The sequence below is a fragment of the Pseudomonas sp. Sample_24 genome (assembly GCF_004307605.1).
Classification (GTDB): domain Bacteria; phylum Pseudomonadota; class Gammaproteobacteria; order Pseudomonadales; family Pseudomonadaceae; genus Aquipseudomonas.
In genome coordinates, this window is record NZ_RCNW01000523.1 from 1 (window position 1) to 846 (window position 846).

1 pseudogene is annotated in these 846 nt (G+C 59.5%); it reads left to right on the forward strand.

Annotated elements, in window-relative coordinates:
* Window positions 1–846, forward strand: a pseudogene (locus D8V06_RS29695) (NAD-glutamate dehydrogenase domain-containing protein); the annotation flags it as partial.

An 846-nucleotide genomic window follows, 5' to 3' on the forward strand; every position in this document is an offset into this window, starting at 1 on the left:
ACCGTCGCGGCTACAGCATTCACACCCTGCAGACCACCGTGCTCAGCGTGCGTCGCGGCAGCAAGGGTGAACTGCTGGAAATCCTGCCAAAAGGCACCCAGGGCGACGACGTGCTGCAAGAGTCGTTGATGTACCTGGAAATCGACCGTTGCGCCAACACCGCCGAATTGAACGTGCTGAGCAAAGAGCTGGAGCAAGTGCTCGGTGAAGTGCGCGTCGCGGTGGCTGACTTCGAGCCGATGAAAGCCAAGGTCCAGGAAATCCTGACCAACCTGGACAGCAGCCAGTTTGTCGTCGATGCCGACGAAAAAGCCGAAATCAAAAGCTTCCTCGAATGGCTGGTGGGCAACCACTTCACCTTCCTCGGCTATGAAGAATTCGTTGTCCGCGATGAGGCCGATGGCGGTCACATCGTCTACGACCAGAACTCTTTCCTGGGCCTGACCAAACTGCTGCGCGCCGGCCTGACCTACGATGACCTGCGCATCGAAGACTACGCCGTGAACTACCTGCGCGAGCCGACCCTGCTGTCGTTCGCCAAGGCTGCGCACCCAAGCCGTGTACACCGTCCGGCTTACCCCGACTATGTGTCGATCCGTGAGATCGACGCCGATGGCAACGTCATCAAGGAATGCCGTTTCATGGGCCTGTACACCTCGTCGGTGTATGGCGAAAGCGTGCGGGTCATTCCGTATATCCGCCGCAAGGTCGCGGAAATCGAACGCCGTTCGGGCTTCCAGGCCAAGGCTCACCTGGGCAAGGAACTGGCCCAGGTCGTTGAAGTCTTGCCTCGCGACGATCTGTTCCAGACGCCGGTGGACGAGCTGTTCAGCACCGTGATGTCGA